This window comes from Mycobacterium colombiense (assembly GCF_003284975.1).
Classification (GTDB): domain Bacteria; phylum Actinomycetota; class Actinomycetes; order Mycobacteriales; family Mycobacteriaceae; genus Mycobacterium; species Mycobacterium europaeum_A.
In genome coordinates, this window is sequence record NZ_QMEU01000091.1 from 1 (window position 1) to 18,014 (window position 18,014).

An 18,014-nucleotide genomic window follows, 5' to 3' on the forward strand; every position below is an offset into this window, starting at 1 on the left:
TCGGCCGTCGTCGCCGCCGCCGACGAGGCCGAATCCGCCTTCGGCCCCATCGACGTGTGGGTCAACGTCGCGTTCACCTCGGTATTCGCGCCGCTGCGCGAGATCAGCGCCGAGGAGTTCAAGCGCGTGACCGACGTGTCCTACCTCGGCTACGTGCACGGCACCATGGCGGCGCTGGCCAAGATGCGCCCGCGCAACCGCGGCACCATCGTGCAGGTCGGCTCGGCGCTCAGCCAGCGGTCGATCCCGTTGCAGTCGGCCTATTGCGGCGCCAAGCACGCGGTCAACGGATTCACCGAATCGGTGCGCTGCGAACTGTTCCACGAGGGCTCGAAGGTGCGGATCACCGTCGTGCAGATGCCGGCGGTCAACACCCCGCAGTTCTCTTGGGTGCTGTCCCGGCTGCCCCGCCATCCCCAGCCGGTGCCGCCGATCTACCAGCCCGAGGTCGCGGCGCGCGGCGTCCTGTATGCCGCCGACCATCCGGGGCGCAAGCAATATTGGGTCGGCGATTCCACCATGGTGACGCTGTTGGGGCAGAAGTTCGTCGCTCCGCTGCTGGACCGCTACCTGGGCCGCACCGGCTACGACTCCCAGCAGACCGAGGAACACGTCGGGCCCGGCCGGCCGCACAACCTGTGGCAGCCGCTGGACTCCGAACCGGGCACCGACCACGGCGCGCACGGCCAGTTCGACGACAAGTCGCACGCGCGCAGCCCGCAACTGTGGGCGTCCCAGCATCCGGCCATCAGCGGAACCGGCGCGCTCGGCGCGGCGGGGCTGGGGGCGTGGCTCGCGGCGCGGGCGGGCCGCCGGTGGCCGCGATGACGACCGACGCGCGGATCGATCAAGTCACCGCGCAGGCCTACCAGATCCCCACCGACGCACCGGAAGCCGACGGCACCCTGTCGTGGTCGTCGACGACGCTGGTGCTCGCCGAGGTTGCGGCCGACGGCCGGCGAGGCATCGGCTACACCTACGCCGACGGCGCGTGCGCCGCGTTGATCAACGGCAAGCTCGCCGGCACGCTGACCGGCCACAGCGCCATGGACATCCCGGCCCGGTGGCAGTCGATGGTCATCGCGATGCGCAACAACGGGCGGCCCGGGCTGGCGTCGTGCGCGATCTCCGCGCTCGACACCGCGCTGTGGGACCTCAAGGGCAAGCTGCTGGAGCTGCCGGTCTGCCGGCTGCTCGGCATGGCGCACCCCGAGGTGCCGATCTACGGCAGCGGCGGCTTCACCACCTACGACGAGCGCACCGCGCGTGCCCAACTCGAACGCTGGGTCGGCGAGTGGAAGATCCCGCGGGTGAAGATCAAGATCGGCGAGTCGTGGGGCTCCGACGTGGGCCGCGACCTGGATCGAATCGCCTTGGCGCGCAAGGTGATCGGGCCGGACACCGAACTGTATGTCGACGCCAATGGCGGCTACCGCCGCAAGCAGGCCATCCGGGTGGCCCACGCCATGGCCGACCACGGCGTCAGCTGGTTCGAAGAACCCGTCTCCTCCGACGACCTGGCCGGCCTGCGGGAGGTGCGCGACCGGGTGAGCCCGGACGTCACCGCCGGCGAGTACGGCTACGACCTGGCCTACTTCAACCGGATGCTCGCCGCCGACGCGGTGGACTGCCTGCAGATCGACGTCACCCGCTGCGGGGGCATCACCGACTGGGTGCGCGCCGCGGCCGTGGCCGCTTCCTACAACGTCGACGTGTCCGGGCACTGCGCCCCCAACCTGCACGCCCACGTCGCCACCACGATCCCGAACCTGCGACACCTGGAGTACTTCCACGACCACCACCGCATCGAGCACATGCTCTTCGAGGGCGCCCTGTCCCCCGAGGGCGGGGCTCTGCGGCCCGACCAGCGCCGGCCGGGCTTCGGGTGCGAGTTCAAACACCGCGACGCCGAGCGGTACCGGGTGGCCTAGGCATGGACCCGCGCAAAAACGGGAATTGACAAGCCAAGGTTTTCACGATGGGGATTGGGGAATCGCACCATGACGGTGAACTCCGACGACGAAACCGTTGAGCGCCGTGAGCCGGTGGTGACCGACGTCGTCGAGGAAGGCGACCTCAGTGCGGTCGACCTGGTGCTGGGCCTCGGCGAGCCGCAGCGCGTCGGCAGGTTCTGGTTCTACATCGACGGCCATCGCTGGGAGTGGTCGGACGCGGTCGCCCGCATGCACGGCTACCAGCCGGGACAGGTCAAGCCCACCACGGAACTGCTGCTGCAACACAAGCATCCGGACGACCGGGAGCGGGTGGCGGCCGTGCTGGACCGCGTGATGAAGGGCAAGCCGTTCAGCAGCCGGCACCGCATCATCGACACCGCCGGTCGCACCCGGTGCGTCGTCGTCGCCGGCGATCGGATGGTCGACGGCACCGGTGCGCTGGCCGGCACGTCCGGGTTCTACGTCGACGTCACCGACTCCCTGCACTCCGACATCACCAACGTGCTGTCGGCGGTGGCCGATGCCCGCGCGCGCATCGAGCAGGCCAAGGGCGTGCTGATGACCGCCTACGGCATCTCGGCCGAGCGCGCGTTCGACATCCTGGTGTGGCGTTCCCAGGAGGCGAACCTCAAGCTGCGCGACGTCGCGAGCCGCTTCCTGGACGCCGTGGCCAGCAAGGCGTCGGCGGAAACCCAAAGCCAGGTGGACCACGCGCTGCTGACCCTCGGCTAGCGGCGGGACGCTAGGGTCGGCCCGGTGGCGCACCTACTTGGGGCCGAGGCCGTACACCTCGAATATCCGACTCAGGTGGTCTTCGACTCGATCACGCTCGGGGTCAACGACGGCGCCCGCATCGGCATCGTCGGGCGAAACGGCGACGGCAAATCCAGCCTGCTGCGGCTGCTGACCGGTCAGCAACGGCCCGATGCCGGGCGGGTCACCCGGCGCAGCGGGTTGCGGGTCGGCGCGCTGAGCCAGGCCGACACCCTGGACCCGGACCGCACCGTGGGCTACACGCTGGTCGGCGAGGCGGCCGAACACCAGTGGGCCGGCGACGCGCGGGTGCGCGACGTGGTCGCCGGGCTGGTCTCCGACATCGCCTGGGAAGCAACGGTTTCCACGCTGTCCGGCGGCCAGCGCCGCCGGGTGCAGCTGGCCCGGTTGCTGATCGGCGAATGGGACGTCATCGCGCTCGATGAGCCGACCAACCATCTCGACATCGAGGGCATCACCTGGCTGGCCGGGCATCTGCGGCAGCGCTGGGCGCGCAACTCGGGCGGGCTGCTGTTGGTGACCCACGACCGCTGGTTCCTCGACGAGGTCGCCACCACGACGTGGGAGGTGCACGACGGGATCGTCGAACCGTTCGACGGCGGCTACGCCGCCTACGTTCTGCAGCGCGTCGAGCGGGACCGGATGGCCGCCGTCGCCGAGGCCAAGCGGCAGAACCTGATGCGCAAGGAGCTGGCGTGGCTGCGCCGCGGCGCGCCGGCGCGGACGTCAAAACCCAAGTTCCGGATCGAGGCGGCCAACCAGCTGATCGCCGACGTGCCGCCGCTGCGCAACACCGTCGAACTGGCCAAGCTGGCCACCGCCCGGCTGGGCAAGGACGTGGTCGACCTGCTCGACGTCTCGGTCTCGTTCGGGGGCCGCCCGGTGCTGCGCGATGTCGAGTGGCGGATCGCCCCCGGCGAGCGCACCGGCATCGTCGGGGCCAACGGCGCCGGCAAGTCGACCCTGTTGGGGTTGATCGACGGCACCATCGAGCCGGACGCGGGCCGCGTCAAGCGCGGCAAGACCGTGCGCCTGGCTGTGCTCGACCAGCAGGGCGACGCGCTGGCCGCGGTCGGCGGCGACCGGATCGCCGACGTGCTGGGCCGACTGCAGGGCGGCTATCAGGTCGAGGGCCGCGAGGCCACCCCGGCGCAGCTGCTGGAGCGACTCGGCTTCGGCCGGGGCCAGCTGTCGGCCCGCGTCGAGGATCTCTCCGGAGGTGAGCGGCGGCGGCTGCAGCTGATGCTCACCCTGCTTTCCGAGCCCAACGTGTTGCTGCTGGACGAGCCGACCAACGACGTCGACACCGACACGCTGGCCGCCATGGAGGATCTGCTGGACTCGTGGGCCGGCACGCTGATCGTCGTCTCGCATGACCGCTATCTGCTGGAGCGGGTCACCGATCAGCAGTACGCGGTGCTCGACGGCCGGTTGCGGCACCTACCCGGCGGCGTCGACGAGTATCTGCGGCTCGCCGGCGAGCGGACCGCCCGGCCCGCCCCGGAATCGTCGCAGCCCGCTCCCCCGCCCGACGCCCAGGCGATGTCCGGCGCGCAACGCCGGGCCGCCGAAAAGGAGGTGGCCGCCCTGGACCGCCAGCTCGCGCGGCTGGCGGACCGGATCGCGGACAAGCACCACGAACTGGCCGCGCACGACCAGTCCGACCATGTCGGCATCACCCGGCTCACCCGGGAGTTGCGCGCGCTCGAGGACGAGGTCACCGCGACGGAGGGACGCTGGCTGGAGCTCTCCGAGTTGCTCGAGTAAACGCTTGGGCCGCAACGGGTTTGCGAGAGCGTCAGTGCCAGCGCAGCAGCACCAGTTCGGACCCGAAGCCCGGCCCCATCGCGAGCAACAAGCCGGGGCTGGCGGCCGGCGGCGGCTTGGCGATGGTGTCGCGCAGGATGTGCAGCACTGACGCCGACGAGAGGTTGGCGACCTCCCCGAGCGAGCGCCAGGTCAGTTCCTGGGCCTCCGGGGGCAGTTCGAGGCTCTTGGCGATCGCGTCGATCACTTTGGGGCCGCCGGGGTGGGTGACCCAGGCGCCGATGTCGTCCTTCGTCAGCCCGTGCGGCGCGAGGAAGGTAGTCACGTCGTCGGCCAGATAGCGGTCGATGACGTTGGGCAGCTCCGGCGACATCGTCGGCTGCACGCCGTCCGAGCCGATGTTCCAGCCCATGATGTGCAGCGATTCGGGATACAGGCGGCTGCGCGAATCCACGATGTCTGGCCCGGCGGAATTCAGTTGCTGGGCGCGACGGTCCCCGGCGGCGACCACGGCGGCGGCGCCGTCGCCGAACATCGCCGTCCCCACCAGTCCCGACACGGTCGGGCGGACCGTCGGAAAGGTGAGCGAACACAGCTCGACCGACACCAGCGCGGCGACGCCGTCCGGGGCACCGCGCAGGTAATCGTGCAGCCGGCCCACCCCGGCCGCCCCGGCCGCGCAACCCAGGCCGAACAGCGGCATCCGCCGCACGTCCGGGCGCAGGCCCAGCCGCCCGACGATCCGCGCGTCGAGCGACGGCACCGCGATGCCGGTCACCGTCGTCGTGGCGATCATGTCGATGTCCCGCGGTCGCAGCCCGGCCTCGTCGAGCGCGCCCAGTAGCGCTTCGCAGCCGAGCTCCACGGCCTTGTCGATGAAGATCTCGTTGGTGGCACCGAAGTCGGTGAGCGCGTGGTAGCGCTCGAGGGGCAGCACCAGGTGGCGGCTGTTGACCTTGGCGGCGGCGTGCAGGCGCCGGACGATCTCTTCGTGCTCGGCCAGCGCGGGAAATTTGACCACCTGGTCGGTGATTTCACTTTGGCTGTAGCGATGCGGCGGCACTGCGCCGAACACACCCGCGATGACGCTCATGATCTGCTCTCTCGGTTGCCGACCAATCTCAATACGGCTCCCCGTAATGCCGGAAGTTTATGCGGTCCCGTACCGCGGTGCAAAAGTCTTTGGTATTCAACACATGCCTTATTACGGCGACTTTGTGCTCGCGTAATCATATCCGCCAGTGGGGAATTCATCATTCGGTGTCTTCCTCGTCCGCCGAGCTCAGCGCCATCGCGATCAATTCATCCGGGCTCAACGAGTCGATGTCGTCGGCATCGGGATGTGCGTCCGCGGACGGCGTTTCCGGTGTGCCGGCGAGTAATAGAAGTTTTTCGAGCATTCCCGTTCTTCGGAGCTCGCGCACCGGAATCTTGCGCAACGTCGACCAGATTCTTTCGTCGTCGGATTCGCCCGCCTCGTCGTGCAGCAGTTGCCGGCGAAGATGATCGGCCAACGCGGCCGGCGTCGGATAATCGAAGATCAGCGTTCGCGATAACGCCAGTCCGGTATGGCTGGTGAGACGGTTGCGCAGTTCGACCCCGATCATCGAGTCGAACCCGAGGTCGCCGAACGCGCGGTCGTGGTCGATGGCGTCGCCGCCGGGATGCCCCGAGACGGCCGCCGCGTGCTCGCAGACCAGTTCGACCAGCACACGGTGCTGGTCGTCGGGGGCAAGTCCGTGCAACCGCTGCGCCAGGTCGGGTGCTTGAGCGGCCGTGGCGGGCGGCGCCGCGCCGGCTCCGCCGGATCCCAGCCAAAAACGTTGCCGCGCAAAGCCATACGTGGGCAACTCGATCCGCCGGGCCGTTTGCCCGGTGAACACGGCGGCCCAGTTCGGGTCGAGGCCGCGGGTGAACAGCCGGGCGGCCGTGAACAGCAGCGATTCCGTTTCGGGGTGGTCCTTGGTCATGGTGGGCACCGATACGGCCTGCGGCGTGCTCAGCGATTGGTCGACCGCCGCCGTCAGCGCTGCGCCCGGGCCGAGCTCCACGAAGGTCCCGGCGCCGGCGGCCTCGGCGGCGCGCACCCCCTCGAAGAAGCGCACCGGCTGGCCGATGTGCGCCGCCCAGTACCCCGGCGAGCCGTAGCCGGCGCCCGCGAGCCGGCCGGTCAGGTTGGACACCAGCCCGATTCGCGGCTGCCTGGCCTCGATGTCGGCCACCGCCGCGGAAAACTGCGCCACCATGGGCTGCATCAGCGACGAATGAAACGCGTGCGACACCGCCAGCCGATGCACGCGCCGGCCCATCCGGGCCAGCCGGTCCGCCAGCGCTTCGACGGGAGCCTGCGCGCCGGACAGCACCACCGCGTTGGGGCCATTGACCGCCGCGAGGCTCACCCCATCGGTCAGCAGCCCGGCGACCTCGGCTTCGCCGGCCTCGACCGCCACCATCACCCCGCCGGCCGGCAGTTGCGCCATCAACCGGCCCCGCGCCGCCACCATGCGCGACGCGTCCGCGAGCGAGAGCACCCCGGCCACACACGCCGCGGCGATCTCACCGACCGAGTGCCCCATTACCACATCCGGTGTCACACCGAAGGATTCCCACAAGGCCACCAGCGCGAGGCCCAACACGAACAAGGCCGGCTGGGCAAACTCGGTGCTGCGCAACAACTCCGGGTCGTCGCCCCACATCACCTCGCGCGGCGGCAGCCGGACGTGCGCGTCCACCGCCGCGGCGGCCTCGTCGAACGCGCAGGCGAACGCCTCGAACCGGTCGTACAGTTGCCGACCCATGCCCAACCATTGCGAGCCCTGGCCCGGGAACACAAAGACCGTCGCGCCCGACGATCCCGCCCGGCCCACCGCGACATTCGGCCGTGGCTCCCCCGCGGCGACGGCCGCCAACCCGGACGTCAGCGCCGCAGCGTCGCCACCCACCACGACCGCGCGGTGCTCGAAGAGCGTCCGGGTGCTGACCAGCGACCAGGCCACGTCGAGGGGGCTCACGTCGGCCCGGTCGGCCACCAAGGCCGACAACCGCCGGGCCTGGTTGGCCAGCGCCCCTTCGGAACGGGCCGACAGCACCCACGGCACGACCCCATCCGTGGCCGCCCGCAATTGCGAAGGCGCGGTGTCCCGCTGGGCCGGGGGCTGCTCGACGATCAGGTGTGCGTTGGTGCCGCCCATGCCGAACGAGGACACCCCCGCCCGCCGCGGCCGATCCCCCGCCGGCCACGGCGCCAGGGCGGTGTTAACTTGCAGCCCAAGGTGATTCAGCCCGGCCTCGAGGTCGGCGTAGTTGAGGCTGGGCGGGATCGCGGCATGTTCGACTGCCAGGACGGCCTTGAGCAGGCCCGCGATTCCCGCGGCGCTGCCGGCGTGACCGATGTTGGTCTTCACCGAACCGACCCGCACCGGATCGTGCGCGCGGCGAGCGAAGACCTCGCCCAGCGCCCGGGCTTCGATCGCGTCGCCGACCTTGGTCCCGGTGCCGTGCGCCTCGACGTAGTCGATGTCGCCGACGCCCAGGCCGGCATCGGCGAGCGCGCGCCGGATCACGTCCGCTTCGCTGCGCGCCGACGGGACCGTCTGGGCGGTCGCGCTGTGCCCGGCGTTGCCGACTGCGCCGCCGCGAATGACGGCGTGAATGCGGTCGCCGTCGTCCAGGGCGGCCGCCAATGGCTTGAGCAGCACCAGTCCGCCGCCTTCGCCGCGCACGTAGCCGTCGGCGCGACGATCGAAGGCGTAGGTGTGGCCCGACACCGATACCGCACCGAATTCCCGTTCCAGCATGGCGATTTCGTCGGACAGGTTGAGGTGGACGCCACCCGCGACGGCCAGGGTCGACCGCCCGGTTCGCACGCTGTCGCAGCCGAGGTGCACCGCCACCAACGAGGACGACTGACCGGAGTCGACGGTCATGCTGGGTCCGCGCAACCCGAAGGCGTACGACACCCGGTTGGCGATCATCGCCCGGCTGATGCCGGTGAAGGTGTGGTGGTCCAGGTTGTCGGCGAGATCGCGCAGCGTCAGGGCCGCGTAGTCGTCCGTCATCGCCCCGAAGAACACCGAGACCTCTTGTCCCCGTAGCTTTTCCGGTACCACGAACGCGTCCTCGAGCAGTTCCCAGGTCAATTCGAGGGCCAGGCGCTGCCGCGGATCCATCGCGGCCGCCTCGCGCGGCGACAGGTTGAAGAAGTCCGCGTCGAATTCGCCGGCGTCCCCGCCCAATTGGGTGGCCTCACGCCCGTCACGGATCAGCCGCCAGAACGCGGACGGGTCGGGCGCGCCCGGAAACCTGCAGGCCAGCCCGATGATCGCGACGTCTGTCGGAGGCAAGTCAGGGGCCGACTTCGTCGTCGAGAATGGCGAACAACTGACTGTCGGTGGCGGTGGAGATGTCGTCGTCGAACGCGTGCTCGTTGTGTTCCAGCAGCGGGGCCGGTGTCGGGCCCGGCACCGTGTCGAGCAGGCCTTGCAGCCGGGTGACCAGTTGCTTCTTGTCGCCGGGACTGAGGTCGGGCTGATTGAGCAGCGCCCGCAGTTCGCGGGCGATCTCCTCGAAGCGGGCCGTCCGGTCGGGCACAGTGGCGGCCGCCGCGCCGGGGCCGCCGGTGGCGAGCTGGGTGCCGAGGTGTTCGGCAAGCGCGGCCGGCGTGGGGTGATCGAAGATAAGCGTCGGCGAAAGGGTCAGGCCGGTAGCGATTTTGAGCCGGTTACGCAGCTCGACGGCGGTCAGCGAATCGAACCCGAGATCGCCGAACGCGTCGTCGGCGTTGACGTCCGCGGTGCTGTGACCCAATACCGTGGCCGCGTTGCTGCAGACCAGTTCCACCAGTTCGTTGTGCCGCTGCTCGGGCGACATGCCGTCCAGCCGCGCCCGCAGGCCGGTCAGGGACACTATGTCGGTGTGCGCCAGCATCCGGCGGGCCGGACGGGCGGCCAACTGACTGAGCAGCGGCGGCAACGTGGCGCTGTGCTGCCCCAGCGCGCCCCGATCGAGTCTTGTGCCCACCACCATGGGCTGTTCGCTCAGCAGCGCGGCGTCCAGCAGTTCCAGCGCCTGCCGGGTGGTCAACGCACTCAGCCCGGCGCGGGTCATCCTGGCCTTGTCGCGCTCGCCGAGGTGTTGGGTCATCGTGGAGGATTCTTCCCACATTCCCCAGGCGACCGAGAGTCCCGGTAGCCCGTGAGAGTGGCGATGCGCCGCCAGCGCGTCGAGGAAGCTGTTGGCTGCCGCGTAGTTCCCTTGGCCGGGGGCGCCCACGATGCCCGCCATCGACGAAAACGCCACGAACGCCGACAGATCCAGGTCCCGGGTCAGCTCGTGCAGGTGCCAGGCTCCGTCAACCTTGGCCCTCAGCACGGTGTCGATGCGCGCCGGCGTCAGGGAGGCGATCACCGCGTCGTCGAGCACGCCCGCGGCGTGGAACACCGACCGCAACGGGTAGCGCGCGGGCACCTGCGCCAGCAGGGCCGCGACGGCCGCCCGGTCGGCGACGTCACAGGCGACCACCGACACCGACGCTCCCGCGTCGCGCAGTTCGGCGGCCAGCTCGGCCATCCCGTCGGCGCGGTCGCCGCTACGGCTGACCAGCATCACGTGGGGCACCCGGTGCCGCTCGACCAGATGCCGTGCCAACGCCGAACCTGCCATGCCGGTACCGCCGGTGATCAGCGCGGTGCCGCCGGCCAGCCCGGCGGGCCCGCCCGGCATGGTGAGCACGACCTTGCCGATGTGGCGGGCCTGGCTGACGAATCGATAGGCGTCGGCGGCGCCGCGCGCGTCAAACGCCTTGACGGGCAACGGCGCCAGGACGCCGGCCGCGAACAGCCTCATCAATTCCGCCAGCATCTCGGCGATGCGGTCGGGGCCGGCCTCCATCAGGTCGAACGCGCGGTACGTCACGCCGGGATGGGCCCGGGCGATGTCATCCGGGTCGCGCAGATCGGTCTTGCCCATTTCGATGAAGCGACCGCCGGCGCCCAGCAGCCGCAGCGACGCATCGTTGAACTCCCCCGCCAGCGAGTTGAGCACCACGTCGACGCCCCCGGCGAACTTCTGCTCGAAATCCAGCGTGCGCGAATCCGCGAGGTGCGCGTCGTCGAATCCCATGGCGCGCAGGGTGTCCCACTTGCCGCGGCTGGCGGTCGCGTAGACCTCCGCCCCCCAGTGCCGGGCCAGTTGCACCGCGGCCATGCCCACCCCGCCGGTGGCGGCGTGCACCAGCACCCGCTGCCCGGCGCGCAGGTCGGCCAGCACCGACAGCCCGTAATAGGCTGTCAGGAACACCACCGGCACGGCCGCGGCCTGGGCCATCGACCAGCCCTGCGGCACGCGGGTCACCAATCGGCCATCGACGGCCGCCTCCGAACCGGCCAGCCCGAAGATCCCCATGACCGCGTCCCCGACGGCCAAATCGTTGACGCCGGCGCCGAGTTCGGTGACGATCCCGGCGCCCTCCGCGCCCAGTTGGGCCGCACCCGGGTACATGCCCAGCGCCACCAGCACGTCGCGGAAGTTCACCCCGGCCGCGGCCACCGCCACGCGCACCTGACCGGCCTCCAGTTGCGCGGGCGGATACTCCTGGACGGCGAGATCTTCGAGCGTCCCGGCGTCGCCGGCGGCCAGCCGCCACACCGCCGGCGGGTCGGGCAGCCGCAACAGGGGCCGCCGGTCGGCAGGTTTCAGCCGGGCGCTGTGGGCCACCCCGTCGCGCACCACCACTTGTGGCTCGCCGCAACCGATCACGGTGGCGACATCGAGTGTTCCGTCGGTATCGACCAGCACCACGCGACCGGGGTGTTCGGCCTGCGCCGAACGCGTCAACCCCCACACCGCCGCACCGGCCAGGTCCGTCACCTCCTCGGCGGTCAGTCCGACCGCGCCGCGGGTCTGCACCACCAGGACCCCGGGCGCCTCACCCGTCAGCCAGGATTGCAGCACACCCAAAGCTTCATGGGTCGCCTTATATGCCGAGGTGACCGCGTCGGCATCCGCCGCGGATGGCTCCCAGACGGTGAAGTCCGCGCCGATGCTGTTGCCCGGCAACGATATCGGCGACCACACCACGTCGAGCAGCTCGCCGCTTCTCGAGCGGGCGGCCACCGCCGCGGTCAACTGGCCGGCCGAGACGGCGCGCGTGACCAGCTCGCGCACCGACAGGACCGGCAGGCCGGACGAATCGGCCAGCTCGACCGAGACGGCACCGGGACCGGCCGGCGCCAGCCTGACCCGCACCCGCGACGCGCCCGCGGCGTACAGGGTCGCGCCCTGCCACGAGAACGGCAAGACGGTCTCGATCCGCTCGTCGGCGACCCCCAGCGCGTGCAGCGCCGCATCCAGGACCACCGGATGGATGCCGAGGCCGGCGGTCGAGACACCGGCCTGCTGCGGGAGTTCGACCTCGGCGAAAGTTTCGGCGCCCCTTCGCCAGACGGCGCGCAACCCCCGAAACGCCGGTCCGTAGCCATAGCCGCGGGCCGCCAGGCCCTCGTACGCGCCGGTCACGTCCACTCCGTCCGCGCCCGGCGGCGGCCACACCGACAGGTCGGCGGCCGGTTCCCGCGCCGCGCCGTCGCCGAGCACGCCTTCGGCATGCAGCACCCAATCACCTTGCGCGGCACGCGAATACACGGCGATCGAGCGGGTGCCCGCCTCGGCGGCCGCAGCCACCACGACCTGCAGGTGTACCACACCGGCCGCGGGAACCACCAGTGGCGCCGACAGAGTGAGCTCTTGGACCAGCGAGCAGCCGACTTCGTCGCCGGCCCGCAACGCCAATTCCACGAAGCCGGCCCCGGGAAACAGCACCGTGCCGGCGACCGCGTGGTCGGCCAGCCATGGCTGGGCGGCTACCGAAAGCCGGCCCGTCAACACCACACCACCGGAGTCCGGCCGGTCGACCACCGCGCCGAGCAACGCGTGCTCGGCCTCGGCCAAACCGAGGCTGGCGATGTTGGCCGACCCCACCGAATCGCCGGAAAGCCAAAACCGGCGGCGCACAAAGGCATAGGTGGGCAGCTCGACACGCCGGGGATGCAGATCGGCGAAGGCCGCCGCCCATTGCACGTCGGCGCCGGCCGTGAACAGCTCCCCCGCCGCCCGCAGCAGCGAGTCGATCTCCGGGCGGCCCTTGGCCATCGTGACCACCGTGGACGCCCGGTCGGCGGTCAGCGACTGTTCCACCGCGGACGTCAACGCCGCGCCCGGCCCCGCCTCCAGGAACACCCCGGCACCCAGGGATTCGGCCAGTCGCACGCCGTCGACGAACCGCACCGGCCGGCGCACGTGGTCCACCCAGTACGCGACCGAGCCATAGCCGGGGCCGGCCAGTTGCCCGGTCAGGTTGGACACCAAGGCGATTCGCGGTTCGGCCGCCGAGATGCCGGACGCCACCGCCGCGAAGTCGTCCATCATGGGTTCCATCAACGGCGAGTGAAACGCGTGCGAGACCGCCAGCCGGTGCACCCGCGCGCCGCCAGCGGTCAACCGGTCGGCGACCGCCCCCACCGCGGCCTGCTCACCGGAGAGCACCAACGATTGCGGGCCGTTGACCGCCGCGATGCTCACGGCGCCGTTCAGCATGGGGACCACCTCGGCCTCGGTCGCGGCCACGGCGACCATCACCCCGCCGGCCGGCAGCGCGGCCATCAGGCGACCGCGCGCCGCCACCAGCCGGGCCGCGTCCGGCAGCGACAGCGCCCCGGCCACGCACGCCGCGGCGATCTCGCCCACCGAGTGGCCGATCACTACATCCGGTGTGACGCCGAAGGACTGCCACAGCGTGGCCAACGCGACCTCCACCACGAACAGTGCCGGCTGGGCGAATTCGGTGCTCTGCAACAACTGCGGGTCGGCGCCCCACATCACCTCGCGCAGCGGCAGCCGCGTGTGCGCGTCCACCGACGCGATGGCCTCATCGAAGGCCTGCGCGAACACCGGAAAACGCTCGTACAGTTCGGCGCCCATGCCGAGCCACTGGGAGCCCTGCCCGGGAAAGACGAACACCCGCTTGCCTACCGATCTGGTCCGGCCGAGCAGCACGGCCGGATCGGGACGACCGGACGCCAAACCCGCCAACCCGGCGGTCAGGGCGGCCCGGTCGGCACCGATCAGCACCGCGCGATGCTCGAAGGCCGCCCGGGTGGTCGCCAGCGACCAGCCCACGTCCATCGCCCGCGGGCCCCCGTCGAGGTTCAACCGGTCCAGCAACCGTTGCGCCTGACCGGTCAGCGCCTCCGGCGAGCGGGCCGAAAGCACCCATGGGACAACCGAATCGGGTGTCTGCGGAACCGGTTCGGTCTCCTCGTCGAGGGTCGCGGGGGCCTGCTCCACGATGACGTGCGCGTTGGTGCCGCTGATCCCGAACGACGAGACGCCCGCCCGCCGTATCCCGCCGTGGTCGGGCCACGGCCGCGGATCGGTCAGCAGCGAGACCGCGCCGGCGGACCAATCCACGTGCGGCGACGGGATGTCCACGTGCAGCGTCTTGGGCAGCACCCCGTGCCGGATCGCCTGAATCATCTTGATCACCCCGGCCACCCCAGCCGCGGCCGAGGTGTGGCCGATGTTGGATTTGATCGACCCCAGCCACAGCGGGCGGTCCGCCGCGCGATCCTGCCCGTACGTCGCCAGCAGCGCCTGGGCCTCGATCGGGTCGCCGAGCACCGTCCCCGTCCCGTGGCCCTCAACCACATCCACGTCCGCGGCCGTCAGCCCGGCGTTGGCCAGCGCCGCCCGGATGACCCGCTGCTGCGACGGCCCGTTGGGTGCGGTCAGACCGTTGGACGCGCCGTCCTGGTTGACCGCGGTACCGCGCAGCACGGCCAGCACCGGATGCCCCAGCCGCCGGGCGTCGGCCAATCGCTCCAGCACCAGGACGCCGGCGCCTTCCGACCACGAAGTCCCGTCCGCCGCGCCGGCGTACACCTTGCAGCGACCGTCGGGGGCCAGCGCTCGCTGGCGGCTGAACTCGACGAAGGCCGCGGGGGTGGCCATCACGGTCACGCCACCGGCCAGCGCCAGATCGCACTCCCCGGACCGCAGTGACTGCGCGGCCAGGTGCATGGAGACCAACGACGACGAGCACGCGGTATCCACCGACACCGCGGGGCCCTCCAGGCCCAACACGTAGGACACCCGGCCCGAGGTCACGCTCAGCGTCGAGCCGGTGAGCCCATAGCCCTCCAGCTCGCCCTTGACCTCCCCGCCATAGCCGGCGTGGATGACCCCGGCGAAGACGCCGGTCGCCGAGCCGCGCAGCGTGAAGGGGTCAATCCCGGCCCGCTCCAACGCCTCCCAGCAGATTTCGAGCATCATCCGCTGCTGGGGATCCATGGCCAGCGCCTCGCTGGGCCCGATGCCGAAGAAACCGGCATCGAAATCGCCCGCGTCCGCCAGGAAGCTGCCCTGTCGGGTGTACATCTTCCCCTTGGTGTCGGGGTCGGGGTCGTACAACCCCTCGACGTCCCAGCCGCGGTCGGCCGGGAAGTCCGACACCGTGTCGCGGCCCTGAATCACCAGCTCCCACAGGTCTTCCGGCGATTCGACTCCACCGGCGTAGCGACACGCCATGCCCACCACCGCAACGGGCTCGGCGAGCCGGCCCTCCAGTTCCGCGACGCGCCGCCGAGTCCGCCTGAGATCCGCGGTGAGGCGTTTCAGGTAGTCGACGTGCTGCGAGGTGCCCGGCATCGTTGCTCCTTGCGGCGGGGGGTCAGCGGCCGAGTTCTTCATCGAGGATCGCAAAGAGTTGGCTTTCGGTGGCGGCGTCGAGGTCGTCGTCGAGGTGTGCGGCATCGGAAGGCTCGCTGGGTACAAGCGCCGCCAGCAGGTTGTGAATGCGGGCCCGCAGCACAGACTTGTCGTCGGCATTCCAGTTGGGCGCGCCGAGCAGCGCCTGCAGTTCGCGGGTGATGTCGTTGAAGCGACCCATCAGGTTCGGCGGTTCACCATCGCCGGCGTCACCGGCCAGTTGGGTGTCGAGATGCGCGGCCAGCACGACGGGTGTCGGGTAGTCGAAGATCAGCGTTGGCGAAAGGGTAAGGCCGGTTGCATTTTTGAGGCGGTTCCGCAGTTCGACGGCGGTCAGCGAATCGAAGCCGAGCTCGCCGAAAGCGCTGCCGGAGTTGATGTCCGCCGGATTGGGCACCCCGAGCACCATCGCCGCGTTGGCGCAGACCAGGTCGATCAGCTCGCGGTGGCGCGCCTCGGGGCTGCGCCCGCGCAGGCGCGCCGAAAGCCCCGTCACCGACGCGGTGACGTCCGCGTCGTCGATGACGCGCCGGGTCGGCCCGGCCACGAGTTCGGACAGCAGCGGGGGCAGCGCCGCGATGTTGTCGGACAGCGCGGCGCGGTCCACCCGCGCGGCCACCAGCACCGCAGCGTCCACCAGCATCGCGGCGTCGAACGCGGCCAGCGCCTGCTCGGTGGACAGCGGCGCCAGCCCGATCCTGCTCATCCGCGCCTTGTCGCGATCGCCGAGGTGCGCGGTCATCGCCGACGCCTGCTCCCACAGGCCCCAGGCCAGCGACAGGCCGGGCAATCCGTGGGCCCGCCGGTAGGCGGCCAGCCCGTCGAGGAAGCTGTTGGCCGCCGCGTAGTTCGCCTGACCCGGGGTCCCCACGATCCCGGCCATCGACGAGAACACTACGAACGCCGAGAGATCGGAGTGCCGGGTGAGCTCGTGCAGGTTCCACGCCCCGTCCACCTTGGCGCGCAGCACCGCGTCCACCCGATCCGGGGTGAGCGAGGAGATCAGACCGTCGTCGAGAATCCCTGCGGCATGGACGATTCCGCGCAGCGGATACTGCGCCGGTATCCCGGCCAGCATCCGTGCGGCGGCCTCCGGGTCGGCGACGTCGCACGCCACCACCGACACCTGCGCGCCGCAGCGCTGCAGGTCGGCCACCAGCTCGGCGACCCCGGGCCCCCGGTCGCCGGTCCGGCTGACCAGCACCACGTGGGCCACCCAATAGCGCTCGACGAGATGGCGGGCCAGCGCGGAACCGGCCATGCCGGTGCCACCGGTGATCACCACGCTGGCTCCGGCCAGCCCACCCCCGCAGCCGCTGAGCACCTCACCGGGGCCCGACGGGACGGTCAGCGCGACCTTGCCGATGTGGCGCGCCTGGCTGAGGTATCGATAGGCCGTGGCGGCGCAGCGGACATCAAACGTCTTGAGCGGCAACGGTGTCACGATTCCGTCCGCCAGCAGTCCCGTGATCTGGGCCAGCATGGCCGCGGTGCGGTCGGGACCGGCCTCCATCAGGTCGAATGCCCGGTACACCGCGCCGCGGTGCTGCTCGGCGACGACGCGCGGATCCCGCACGTCGGTCTTGCCCATCTCGATGAACCGACCGCCGGGAGCCAGCAGCCGCAACGACGCGTCGGTGAACTCACCGGCCAGGGAGTTGAGCACGACGTCGAAGCCGGCGCCGCCGGTCGAGGACGCGAACGTGTTCTCGAACTCCGTCGTGCGCGAATCGCCGATGTGGTCGTCGTCGAATCCCATTGCGCGCAGGGTGTCCCACTTGCCGCGGCTGGCGGTGACGAACACCTCGGCGCCCCAATGCCGCGCCAGCTGCACCGCGGCCATGCCCACCCCGCCGGTGGCGGTGTGCACCAGCACCCGTTCGCCGGCGCGCAGGCCGCCCAGCACCGACAGCCCGTACAGCGCGGTCAGGAACACCACCGGCACGCCCGCGGCCGTGACCAGCGACAGCCCCGGCGGCACCGGCGTCACCACGCGCTGATCCACCACCGCTTCCGAACCGACGACCCCGAGCAACCCCATCACCGCGTCGCCGACGGCCAGGCCGGTCACGTCGGGGCCGACCTCGACGATGACGCCGGAACCCTCGGCACCCAGCCGGCCTCCGCCGGGATACATCCCCAGGGCCACCAGGACGTCGCGGAAGTTGACCCCGACCGCAGCCACCGCGATCCGCACCTGCCCGGGGTTCAATTCCGGGTGCGGGCAACGACTTACGACCAGGTCCTCGAGGGTGCCCTCGCCGCCGGCGTCCAATCGCCAGCCCGCGGAGGGCAACTCGACCGCGGAACCGGCGCGCACCGGCCGCAATCGCGCCGCATAGGCGACACCCTGGCGAACCACCACTTGCGGCTCGCCGCAGCCGATCACCGCGCTGACATCGGCGGAGCCGTCGGAGTCGATCAGCACCACCCGGCCGGGGTGCTCCGCCTGCGCCGAGCGCACCAGGCCCCACACCGCCGCCCCGGCCAGGTCCGAAACATCCTCGCCGGCAAGGGCGACGGCGCCACGGGTCTGCACGGCCAGCACCCCGGCGTTTTCGTCGCGCAACTTTGACTGCAGCACCGCCAAGACCTCGGCCGTCGCGGCGTGCACGGACTTCACTACGTCACCGCCGTGATCGCCCGGTTCCCACAGCGTCACGGCGGCGCCACCGGAGCCCAGGGCGACCGGCGACCAGGTGACGTCGAGCAGTCCCTCGCCGAGCGGTCGGCGGGCGGGGGCCGCCGCCGTCAGAC

8 protein-coding genes are annotated in these 18,014 nt (G+C 71.1%); 4 read left to right on the forward strand and 4 right to left on the reverse strand.

What is annotated here, in order from left to right; translation table 11 throughout:
• The 4 genes from DQP58_RS20955 to DQP58_RS20970 form a co-directional block, all read left to right on the forward strand.
• Positions 1 to 828 (forward strand): SDR family oxidoreductase (locus DQP58_RS20955; protein WP_112710127.1); only part of this gene is annotated, 828 nt, incomplete at its 5' end.
• Entirely contained in the window at positions 816 to 1,931 is a 1,116-nt protein-coding gene (locus tag DQP58_RS20960) for an enolase C-terminal domain-like protein (protein WP_112710132.1), read from the forward strand. The genes DQP58_RS20955 and DQP58_RS20960, both read left to right, overlap by 13 nt.
• 69 nt (positions 1,932 to 2,000) lie before the next feature.
• A complete protein-coding gene (locus tag DQP58_RS20965) occupies positions 2,001 to 2,687 on the forward strand; it encodes a PAS and ANTAR domain-containing protein (RefSeq protein WP_112710133.1) in 687 nt (228 codons plus the stop codon).
• Positions 2,688 to 2,711: 24 nt separating this feature from the next.
• Positions 2,712 to 4,496 (forward strand): ABC-F family ATP-binding cassette domain-containing protein, encoded by a 1,785-nt coding sequence (locus tag DQP58_RS20970; protein WP_112710128.1) that lies wholly within the window; start codon positions 2,712 to 2,714, stop codon positions 4,494 to 4,496.
• A 31-nt stretch (positions 4,497 to 4,527) separates the two neighbouring features.
• Here the strand turns inward: DQP58_RS20970 and DQP58_RS20975 are convergent, their stop codons facing one another.
• From DQP58_RS20975 to DQP58_RS20990, 4 genes are all read right to left on the reverse strand, one after another.
• Complete coding sequence (locus DQP58_RS20975; RefSeq protein WP_112710129.1) at positions 4,528 to 5,589, reverse strand: type III polyketide synthase; 1,062 nt, start codon at positions 5,587 to 5,589, stop codon at positions 4,528 to 4,530.
• Positions 5,590 to 5,749: 160 nt separating this feature from the next.
• Complete coding sequence (locus DQP58_RS20980; protein WP_112710130.1) at positions 5,750 to 8,839, reverse strand: type I polyketide synthase; 3,090 nt, start codon at positions 8,837 to 8,839, stop codon at positions 5,750 to 5,752.
• A 1-nt stretch (position 8,840) separates the two neighbouring features.
• A complete protein-coding gene (locus DQP58_RS20985) occupies positions 8,841 to 15,197 on the reverse strand; it encodes an SDR family NAD(P)-dependent oxidoreductase (protein ID WP_430916393.1) in 6,357 nt (2,118 codons plus the stop codon).
• A gap of 22 nt (positions 15,198 to 15,219) precedes the next feature.
• Positions 15,220 to 18,014: SDR family NAD(P)-dependent oxidoreductase (locus DQP58_RS20990; RefSeq protein ID WP_114149361.1), on the reverse strand; the 2,795-nt coding region annotated here is incomplete at its 5' end.